This window comes from Acetobacter okinawensis (genome assembly GCF_002153655.1).
Lineage (GTDB): Bacteria > Pseudomonadota > Alphaproteobacteria > Acetobacterales > Acetobacteraceae > Acetobacter > Acetobacter okinawensis_A.
Genome location: NZ_JOPJ01000050.1, coordinates 118986 through 127793, shown reverse-complemented (window position 1 = coordinate 127793; position 8808 = coordinate 118986). Strand labels below are relative to the sequence as shown.

Annotated in this window: 9 protein-coding genes and 1 pseudogene; 1 reads left to right on the top strand and 9 read right to left on the bottom strand. The window is 61.0% G+C overall.

Translation table 11 applies throughout. The annotated features are described in order from the left end of the window. The 9 genes and pseudogenes from HK26_RS12505 to secA all read right to left on the bottom strand — a co-directional run. A pseudogene (locus HK26_RS12505) lies at positions 1–187 on the bottom strand (energy transducer TonB); the annotation flags it as partial. A gap of 38 nt (positions 188–225) precedes the next feature. Then, positions 226–657, bottom strand: coding sequence for a protein TolR (gene tolR, locus HK26_RS12500; protein ID WP_025826893.1), 432 nt, complete (start codon positions 655–657; stop codon positions 226–228). A 2-nt stretch (positions 658–659) separates the two neighbouring features. Further along, positions 660–1400: a protein TolQ gene (tolQ, locus tag HK26_RS12495; protein ID WP_025826892.1), complete on the bottom strand. Its 741-nt coding sequence runs from the start codon at positions 1398–1400 to the stop codon at positions 660–662. A 97-nt stretch (positions 1401–1497) separates the two neighbouring features. After that, on the bottom strand, positions 1498–1911 hold the full coding sequence (gene ybgC, locus HK26_RS12490; RefSeq protein WP_086640063.1) for a tol-pal system-associated acyl-CoA thioesterase: 414 nt from the start codon (positions 1909–1911) through the stop codon (positions 1498–1500). After that, positions 1908–2984 carry a Holliday junction branch migration DNA helicase RuvB gene (gene ruvB, locus HK26_RS12485; RefSeq protein WP_086640062.1) on the bottom strand — a complete coding sequence of 359 codons (1077 nt, stop codon included), beginning with the start codon at positions 2982–2984 and terminating at the stop codon, positions 1908–1910. Before ruvB ends, ybgC begins: the two co-directional genes overlap by 4 nt. Further along, positions 2981–3589 carry a Holliday junction branch migration protein RuvA gene (gene ruvA, locus HK26_RS12480; RefSeq protein ID WP_086640061.1) on the bottom strand — a complete coding sequence of 203 codons (609 nt, stop codon included), beginning with the start codon at positions 3587–3589 and terminating at the stop codon, positions 2981–2983. The genes ruvB and ruvA overlap by 4 nt, the downstream gene beginning before the upstream one ends. Further along, on the bottom strand, positions 3586–4092 hold the full coding sequence (gene ruvC, locus HK26_RS12475; protein WP_025826888.1) for a crossover junction endodeoxyribonuclease RuvC: 507 nt from the start codon (positions 4090–4092) through the stop codon (positions 3586–3588). The genes ruvA and ruvC overlap by 4 nt, the downstream gene beginning before the upstream one ends. A 2-nt stretch (positions 4093–4094) precedes the next feature. Continuing rightward, the gene (locus tag HK26_RS12470; RefSeq protein ID WP_086640060.1) at positions 4095–4844 is read right to left on the bottom strand and encodes a YebC/PmpR family DNA-binding transcriptional regulator; all 750 of its coding nucleotides are present in this window, start codon (positions 4842–4844) and stop codon (positions 4095–4097) included. Positions 4845–4884: 40 nt separating this feature from the next. Further along, complete coding sequence (gene secA / locus HK26_RS12465; RefSeq protein WP_086640074.1) at positions 4885–7608, bottom strand: preprotein translocase subunit SecA; 2724 nt, start codon at positions 7606–7608, stop codon at positions 4885–4887. A gap of 243 nt (positions 7609–7851) precedes the next feature. Between secA and HK26_RS12460 the strand changes: the two genes are divergently transcribed. Next, positions 7852–8781, top strand: a complete 930-nt coding sequence (locus HK26_RS12460; protein ID WP_086640059.1) for a peptidylprolyl isomerase — start codon at positions 7852–7854, stop codon at positions 8779–8781. Positions 8782–8808: the final 27 nt, after the last annotated feature.

Below are 8808 nucleotides of genomic sequence, written 5' to 3'. Positions count from 1 at the left end.
ACGGACCACCATCCTGCGCGTCCGATGGCTCGAACTCCATCTCGACCGTAGGCTGTGGCGGTTCCTCCGGCGGCTTGGGCGGCGGCAGGGAGATCAGCAGTGCCACAAGTGCTGCGATATGCGCCGCACCAGACACATAAAGAGACCGCCTGAGCATAAGCTGATCAGACCGGCGTGGCCGTGCCATGGGCATCGTGTTCGTACCTCTCCACCCGACCGGATGGCTTATTGCCCGGAGCTGGCGGGTTGTTGCGCCAGCAGAGCCACATGCGTAAATCCACCTGCGGTAATCTGACCCATGACCTGCATGACCTGCCCATAATCGATATGGGCATCACCACGCACAAAAATGCGGTGGTCGGAGTCATTGTTCGCAGCGGCCTTGAGCTGGGCCACAAGCTGTTCCGTGGTGACCGGCGCATCCCCCAGATAGAGGCTGCCATCGGCCTTGATCGACACGGTAATCGGCTTGCTGTCCGAGTTGACCGGCCGGGCATCGGTTTTGGGCAGGTCAACATTGACGCCGCTGGTCATCATGGGGGATGTGACCATGAAGATGATCAGCAGCACCAGCATGACGTCCACCATGGGCGTCACGTTGATGTCGGCCATGGGACGCCTGCGGCGGCGGCCACTCCCTCCAGACGACATGCCCATGCTCAGACCCTTTCTTCAGACTGGCGGGAGAGAATGGCGGCAAATTCCGTGCCGAACCCTTCCAGCCGGTCCTCAAAAAGATCCATGCTGTTGCTGATCACGTTATACGCCACATAAGCGGGAATAGCGGTCAGCAGGCCAATGGCGGTAGCGAACAGCGCTTCAGAAATACCGGGGGCCACAACGCTCAGGTTGGTGTTGTGCTCGGCTGCAATGGAGCTGAAGGAATGCATGATCCCCCACACCGTGCCAAACAGCCCGACAAACGGCGCCACAGGCCCGACGGTTGCCAGAAAGATCACCCAGCGGCGCAGGCGGTCCATCTCCCGCGTGATGGTAATGCCAATGGCGCGGTCCACGCGCTCCTTGACCCCGCCACGCACCAGATCCACACCGGGAATACGGGCCGAGCGCCGCCATTCCCCCATGGCCGCGCCAAATACGGCAGCCATCGGGCTTACGGGCTTTGCGCCATCGCTCTCGTACAGGTCATCAAGGCTGCCACCGGACCAGAAGCGGTCCTCAAACCCTGAAGCCGCGCGGTTGATCCGCCGGATTGTTACAAACTTGTCGATAATAATGGCCCAGACCATGATGGAGCACAAAAGCAGCCCCAGCATAACCAGCTTAACCACAAGTGAGGCGTTCATAAACAACGCCCAGACCGACAGGTCTCCCGCCGCGCTTACGCCGAGATTTGCCGCATCAACCGCACGATCCAATAATGCCTCCTGCCTCTGCACCCGTTGCGGGCCACCAGTCTCCGACTCGGGCGAGATTGCTCACGGCCCAACACTGCTGCTTCTTACTGTTTTCCGTAAAAAAGCAGAAGAGGCGCTTTTAGTCCTTCGGTGCCAACCGGCTCAGAAGATCATGCCATAAAGGCGGAAATCGGGCAGGACGTCCATCTGCTGCACGCACACATGCCAGACCCACATCCACTTCGGCCGCAACATCGGCCCCGCGGGTCACAATCTGCTCCAGCCTGCAACTGGCCGCACGGAGCGATGTAAGCCGTGTTGTAATCGTCAGCACATCATCAAGCCGCAAGGGCATGCGGTAGGTCAGCTTTGCGTCGTGCACCACGAACACAAGTCCGTAATCATGCAAAAGGCCAGAGGCAGGCATGCCACAACTGCGAATGGCCTCGGTTCTCGCACGCTCGGCAAAGGCCAGATAACGGGCATGGTACACAATGCCCCCCGCATCCGTATCCTCATAATAAACACGAAAATCTATGGAGTGGCTGCTCATGGAGCTTCCTCATCATCCGCCAGAAGGTCCATCTGGGGTCCGCCAGTGTTTTCCGGTCTGGGGGGAGGCGTCAAGCCAAGATGCTTCCACCCCCGCTCGCCCAGCACGCGGCCACGGCTGGTACGCAGGACCAACCCTTCCTGAATAAGGAACGGCTCGATCACATCTTCCAGCGTATCGCGCGATTCGGCCAGAGCTGCGGCCAGTGTTTCCACCCCCACGGGGCCACCGTGGTGGTATTCGGCTATGCGCCGCAGGTAGCGCCGGTCCATGCCATCCAGCCCCAGCGCGTCCACCTCCAGCCGGGTCAGGGCGGCATCCGCCACAGCCTGCTCCACCACCTGCCCCTCGGGTACGGAAAGGGAGGCAAAGTCGCGCACCCGGCGCAACAGCCGCCCTGCAATGCGGGGCGTCCCGCGTGAGCGGCGTGCAATTTCCATCGCCCCGGCGGCAGATAAGGCAAAGCCCAGCTTTTCCGCCCCACGCGCTACAATGCGGGCCAGTTCCTCGGGGGTGTAGAACACCAGCCGTAGCGGAATGCCAAAACGGTCGCGCAACGGCGTTGCCAGCAAACCCGCGCGGGTAGTGGCCGCAACCAGCGTAAAGGGGGGCAGGTCAATCCGCACCGAGCGGGCGGCCGGGCCTTCGCCGATAATCAGATCGAGCTGAAAATCCTCCATGGCGGGGTAGAGAATTTCCTCAATGGCGGGCTGGAGACGATGGATTTCATCAATAAACAGCACGTCACGCGGTTGCAGGTTGGTCAGGATAGCCGCCAGATCCCCTGCGCGCTGGATAACCGGGCCGGACGTGGCCCTGAACCCCACCCCAAGCTCGCGCGCCACAATCTGGGCCAGCGTGGTCTTGCCCAGACCCGGCGGGCCATGCAGCAGAACATGGTCCAGTGCCTCGCCCCTGTTCCGGGCAGCATGGATAAAAACAGACAGGTTCTCGCGGCTCGCCTTCTGCCCCGTAAAGTCGGACAGGGTTTGGGGGCGTAGCGCTGCTTCCCCCGCGTCCTCCCCCTGACGGGTCGCGTCAATCTCGCGCTCGGGGGTGAACTCGGGGCTCATCGGGCAAGGTCCTTCAGGCTGTCACGCAGGACTGTGTCCAGCGTGGCGTCTGGCCCGCTGGCCTCCATCACGCGGCGTACAACCGGCGCGGCCTCCATACGGCGGAAGCCAAGCCCTGCCAGCGCCATAAGGGCGTCGGCCTCTATACTGCCCACAGGGGTTGCCATGACCGGCACGGTAAAGCCGCCCTTGTTGCCGGGCATTTTGCCTGCCTTGTCGCGCAGTTCGGTCAAAATCCGTTCGGCCAGCCGCGCCCCGACCCCGGGTGCACGCATAAGGCTGGCCTTGTCTGCGGTGGTCAGGGCCGCCACCAGCTCCCCGGCTGACAGGACGGACAGGATACCCAGCGCCACCTTGGCCCCGACCCCCTGCACGCCTGTGAGCAGACGAAACCACTCCCGCTCCGCACTTTCGGAAAAACCGTAGAGCAGAATGGCGTCCTCCCGCACGACGGTCTCGATCAGAATCCGTGCTTTTTCGGGCGGGCTGGGCAGGGCCGCCAGTGTGCGGGTAGAGGCGGCGACCAGATAGCCAACGCCGTTCACATCCACCACACAGCTCCCAAGGTCCACCTGAATGACCAACCCGCACAAAAACGCAATCATGCCATGCGCACTCCCGCTGCAATATGGCGGGCACTGGCCCGGTGGTGGGCATGGCAGATGGCCACAGCCAGTGCGTCCGACGCATCGGCCCGTATGACCTCCACCCCCGGCAGAAGCCTGCGCACCATCATTTCCACCTGTTTTTTATCGGCAGACCCGGTGCCGACCACCGCTTTTTTAACCGCCAGCGCGCCGTATTCGGCCACACTCAGCCCCGCAAGGGCGGGGGCGAGCAGGGCCACCCCACGGGCATACCCCAGCTTGAGGGTCGCAGCCCCGTTGCGGTTGACGTACGTCTCCTCCACCGCCGCCTCGGCGGGCTGGAGGCGTTCGATCAGCATATGCAGATTGTCATGCAGGACTTTAAGCCGGTCAGGCACGCTGTCGGCACTGTTGGTGGCGATCACGCCATTTTCCACGTGCCGGAGCCTGTTGCCCTCGACATCAATCACGCCCCACCCTGTAAACCGCAGGCCGGGATCAATGCCGAGCAGACGTACCACAATCAGGCCGACAGTTTTTCCGCCAGATCATCCGGCAGGTCAAAATTGGCATAGACATTCTGGACGTCATCATTGTCTTCCAGAACATCGAGGAACTTGAACAGGCTGCGGGCCTTTTCCTCATCCAAGATCACGGTGTTTTCTGGCCGCCAGTCCAGCTTTGCGCTTTCTGCCTCACCAAAGCGGGCTTCCAGCGCGTCCTTGACGGCAAAGAAAGATTCCACCTCACACGTGACTTCGTGCGTGGCGTCTGTAGAGACCACGTTTTCTGCCCCGGCCTCAATCGCGGCTTCGAGCATGTCATCCTCGGAGGCGACGGATGCAGGGTAGACAATCACCCCAAGCCTGCGGAACATGAAGGAGACGGAATTGGTCTCCCCCATGGAACCACCGGATTTGGAGAATGCCGCCCGCACCTCGGACGCAGTGCGGTTGCGGTTGTCCGTCAGGGCTTCCACAATCACCGCAACGCCTGCGGGGCCGTACCCCTCGTAGCGCATTTCCACGTAGTCATCGCCGCCAGCGCCACCGGATGCTTTTTTAATGGCACGTTCGATGGTGTCTTTGGGCATGTTCACCTCACGCGCAGCCACTATGGCCGCACGCAGGCGCGGGTTGGAGTTGGGGTCGGGCAGGCCGGAGCGCGTGGCCACGGTCAGCTCACGGATGATCTTGCCAAACTGCTTGGCGCGCTTGGCGTCCTGCGCACCCTTGCGGTGCATAATGTTCTTGAACTGGGAATGACCAGCCATATTCCTTACCTTACCTGTCCTGCCATCTGGCGGGCCGTATTCAGCCTAGCTGCCCGTGGCAATGCTTGTATTTTTTACCCGATCCGCATGGGCATGGCGCGTTGCGTGGGGTTTCTCCCCAGCTTGACGGATCATCCGGCATAATGGCGCTACCCCCGATGGGCACGGCCATTTCCGGCGCGGCACCCGGCGTAAGCCCGGTACCGGGTTCGGAGGCATACCCTGCGACCTCTGGGTCGGCATGAATGGCTGCCGTATCCGCAAAGGGGTCCTCCATGGGAGGGGGGGAGACCTCCACATGCGCCATAAGCGACACAACGCGCTGGCGCATTTCTTCTAGCATGAAGGTAAAGAGCTGGAAGGCTTCATGCTTATATTCGTTCAGCGGATCTTTCTGCCCGTAGGCGCGCAGGCCAATGCCCTGACGGAGCTGGTCGAGCGCGTGCAGGTGCTCTTTCCACACCGCATCATACGTTGTCAGCAGGATCTGCTTTTCAATGAACCGCATCAAATCCGGGCCAATATTGGCAGCCCGCGCGGCGTGGGACTGGGTTGCCGCCTGACTGATCCGCTCGGCCACGCCCTCGGCGTCCATACCGTCCTCACGCGCCCAGTCGGCAATGGGCAGGTCAAGGCCGAACACCTTGTGGACCTGCTGGGTCAGCCCCTCTACATCCCACTGTTCCGCAAAGGATTTTTCGGGGATATGGCGGGCGACCAGCGTATCGGTCACATCGTCCTGCGCTTCGGCCACAATGGCGGACACGTCATCCTGCGCCATGAACTCACGCCGGTGGGCGTAAACTTCCTTGCGCTGGTCGTTCATCACATCATCATACTTGAGCGTGTTCTTGCGCATGTCGAAGTTGCGGGCTTCGACCTTTTTCTGCGCGCGCTCCAGCGCCTTGCTCAGCCAGGGGTGAACAATGGCCTCGCCCTCCTGCATGCCCATTTTCTGGAACATGCCGCCCATACGATCAGACCCGAAGATCCGCATCAGATCGTCCTGAAGCGAGATGAAGAACTTGGAATTACCCGGATCACCCTGCCGCCCGGCACGGCCGCGCAACTGGTTGTCAATCCGGCGGCTTTCATGCCGTTCGGTGCCAATGACGTACAGCCCGCCTGCCTCACGCACAATGGCGTGGTCACGGGCTACGCGGTCACGGATTTCCTGCTCGGCAGCGGCACGCTCGGGAGTGTCCTCCATATCGCCCAGCTGCTGGCCGATCAGCATGTCCACGTTACCGCCCAGTTTGATGTCCGTCCCACGGCCAGCCATGTTGGTGGCAATGGTAATGGACCCCGGTGCCCCGGCCTGCGCCACAATCTTGGCCTCCATCTCATGGAAGCGGGCATTGAGCACGTGGTGGGGAATGTTCTCGCTCTTGAGCAGGGCGGACAGGGCCTCGCTCTTTTCAATCGAGGTGGTGCCGACCAGAATGGGCTGCTGGCGCTGGTGCACCTCGTGGATGAGCTTGACGACAGCGGCAAATTTTTCCGCCTCCGTCAGATAGATCTCGTCATCCTCGTCCTTGCGGGACACGGGACGGTTGGTGGGGATGGCCACCACGTCCAGATTATAGATTTCCGCAAATTCATCGGCCTCGGTCATGGCCGTGCCGGTCATGCCCGAAAGGCGGGGGTAGAGGCGGAAAAAGTTCTGGAAGGTAATGGAGGCCAGCGTCTGGTTTTCCTGCTGGACGTCCACGTGTTCCTTGGCTTCGAGCGCCTGATGCAGACCATCGGAATACCGGCGGCCTTCCATCATGCGGCCCGTGAATTCGTCAATAATCACGACCTTGCCGTCACGCACGATGTAATCCACATCGCGCGAGAACAGGGTGTGCGCCCGCAGGGACTGCTGCACGTGGTGCACAACAGCCACGTGGTGCAGGTCGTACAGCCCGCCCTCATCCAGAACACCTTCCGTGCGCAGCAGGTCCTCGACCTTGTCCGAGCCTGCGTCGGTCAGGATGACGGTGCGGAATTTCTCGTCTTTTTCGTAGGTGGTCTCATCCTGCACAAGCAGAGCCACCACGCTGTCCACCGCACGGTACAGGTCGGAGCTGTCCTCCGCCGGGCCGGAGATAATGAGCGGGGTCCGCGCCTCGTCAATCAAGATCGAGTCCACCTCGTCCACAATGGCGTGGTGGAAGGGGCGCTGGACCATTTCGCCCAGCTGGTACTTCATGTTGTCGCGCAGATAATCGAACCCGAACTCGTTGTTCGTGCCGTAGGTAATATCCGCAGCATAAGCCAGACGACGCTGTTCGTCGGGCATGTTGGGCACGATCACACCCGTGGTCAGGCCCAGAAAATTGTAAAGCTGCCCCATTTCCGCCGCATCGCGCGAGGCAAGGTAGTCATTGACCGTGACCACATGCACGCCCTTGCCCGAAAGGCCGCTCAGATACACAGCCAGCGTTGCCACCAGCGTTTTGCCTTCCCCCGTGCGCATTTCTGCAATGCGGCCGGAGTGCAGGACCATGCCGCCAATGAGCTGCACGTCAAAATGACGCATGCCCAGCACACGGCGCGAGGCCTCGCGCGTAACGGCAAAGGCCTCGGGCAGCAGGTCATCAAGCGTAGCACCTTTGGCCAGCCGGTCCCTGAATTCCGTGGTTTTGGCTGCAAGGGCAGCATCATCCAGAGCCTGTATCTCAGGCTCCAGGGCGTTAATTTCCGACACACGGCGCTGGAAAGCCTTGAGCGTCCGGTCATTGGCTGTGCCGAACAGGGCGCGGACGAAGCGAGAAAGCATGAACACCTTTCCAGAACAGTGCGGCCTTGGCCCCCACCCTGCATCCCCCGCAAAAACAGAGCGGGACAGGGCGAAAGACACAGGCGTTTTGCGTGGCTTGCCCTGCAAAATAGGACCGGGCAGGGGTTCGGTCAACCAAGCTTGCTACCTTGACCCCATATCCGGACGAAACAGGGGTTGCCGGGGCGGGTAGCCTCCTTCATACATATCGGACTGTTTTTACCGACTTTAAGGTTTTGTCCTATGCGGTTTATTCCCTACGCGTTCGGGTTGGCAGCCACTGCCCTGCTCGGTTCCTCCATGCTGTGTGCCCCCTCCTTTGCGGCGGCTCCGGCACCGGCGGCCTCCACGGCACCTGCCCAGCCCACTGACCCGAATACGGTTGTCGCCACCGTTAATGGTGAAAAAATCACCGTTGCCGATGTGCAGAACGCCATGGGCACCATGCCGCCGCAGATGCGCCAGCTCCCCCCGACCCTGATCTACCCCATGCTGATCAACCAGCTTGCGGACCAGAAAGCCATCCTGATTACGGCGCAAAAGGAAGGGCTGAACAAAAAGCCCGATACCCAGAAGCTGATGCAGACCGCCGCAGACAACGCCCTGCAGAACGCATGGCTGTCCCAGCAGGTGATGCCGCATCTGTCTGATGAGTCCATCAAACAGTATTATAATGAGAACTACGTGGGCAAACCTGCCGAGCAGGAAGTTCACGCACGCCACATTCTGGTCAAGACCGAAGCCGAAGCCAACGACGTTATCAAAAAGCTCAAGGGCGGTGCGGACTTTGCCAAACTGGCAGCCGAAGTCTCAACCGACAAGGGCAGTGCTGCACAGAACGGTGGCGACCTTGGCTGGTTCAAAAAGGGTGACATGATCCCCGCATTCTCCGATGCCGCCTTCGCCATGAAAAAGGGCGAAGTCAGCTCCAAGCCGGTGCAGAGCCAGTACGGCTACCACGTCATTCAGGTGCTGGACACGCGCACGGACCCGACCCCCACGCTGGACGCCGTGCATGACAAGATCCGTCAGGCCCTGATCCAGAAATACGTGCGTGAAGCCGTGGAAAAAGCCGCTGCCGGTGTAAAAATCGTGCGCTTTGACCCCACCACCGGCAAGCCGCTGCCAGATGCACCCGCTGCTGGCGCTGGCGCAACCGCACCCAAAAAGTAAAAAACTCCACCCCAACACCAGACGCCC

Bases quoted from the DNA above. Each gene is read 5' to 3' on its own strand.
- tolR (WP_025826893.1), bottom strand. From the start codon at position 657: ATGGGCATGTCGTCTGGAGGGAGTGGCCGCCGCCGCAGGCGTCCCATG.
- ybgC (WP_086640063.1), bottom strand. From the start codon at position 1,911: ATGAGCAGCCACTCCATAGATTTTCGTGTTTATTATGAGGATACGGAT.
- ruvB (WP_086640062.1), bottom strand. From the start codon at position 2,984: ATGAGCCCCGAGTTCACCCCCGAGCGCGAGATTGACGCGACCCGTCAG.
- ruvA (WP_086640061.1), bottom strand. From the start codon at position 3,589: ATGATTGCGTTTTTGTGCGGGTTGGTCATTCAGGTGGACCTTGGGAGC.
- HK26_RS12470 (WP_086640060.1), bottom strand. From the start codon at position 4,844: ATGGCTGGTCATTCCCAGTTCAAGAACATTATGCACCGCAAGGGTGCG.
- secA (WP_086640074.1), bottom strand. From the start codon at position 7,608: ATGCTTTCTCGCTTCGTCCGCGCCCTGTTCGGCACAGCCAATGACCGG.
- HK26_RS12460 (WP_086640059.1), top strand. From the start codon at position 7,852: ATGCGGTTTATTCCCTACGCGTTCGGGTTGGCAGCCACTGCCCTGCTC.